We start from the raw sequence: 563 nt of genomic DNA on the forward strand, positions 1-563 counted from the left end.
ACGCGATGGCTGCCGCGCTGCTCGGTGACTGGTCGGCCGTGCCTCGTCGGCAGCGCAACATCATCTGGCAGCGGTTCCTCGGCACGCCCGACCCACGGATGAGCCGCGTGGCCATGTCGCCGGAGGAGCACGCCGAGACGGCCGCCCAGCTGGCCGGGGTCAGCGTCGACTACGTGGTGCGGCTGGAGCAGGGCCGCGGCCCGCAGCCGTCCACGCAGGTGCTCACGGCCCTGGCCCGGGCGCTGCGTCTCGACGACGACGCGCGCGACGAGCTGTTCCACCTGGCCGGCAGCCCGCCGCCGCTGCCCGGGCGCGTGGACGAGCACGTGCGACCCAGCGTCCAGCGGTTGCTCGACCGCTTGGCGGACCTGCCGACGATGGTGCTCAGCGCCCGCGGCGACATCGTGGCGTGGAACGCGATGGCTGCCGCGCTGCTCGGTGACTGGTCGGCCGTGCCTCGTCGGCAGCGCAACATCATCTGGCAGCGGTTCCTCGGCACGCCCGACCCACGGATGAGCCGCGTGGCCATGTCGCCGGAGGAGCACGCCGAGACGGCCGCCCAG

At 74.1% G+C, this 563-nt stretch carries 1 protein-coding gene; it reads left to right on the forward strand.

The genetic code is table 11. From position 1 onward, the window contains the following. Positions 1–563: helix-turn-helix transcriptional regulator (locus AC1DUE_RS20075; RefSeq protein WP_477041172.1), on the forward strand; the 563-nt coding region annotated here is incomplete at both ends.

It is taken from the genome of Cellulomonas sp. P4_A2 (assembly GCF_056402515.1).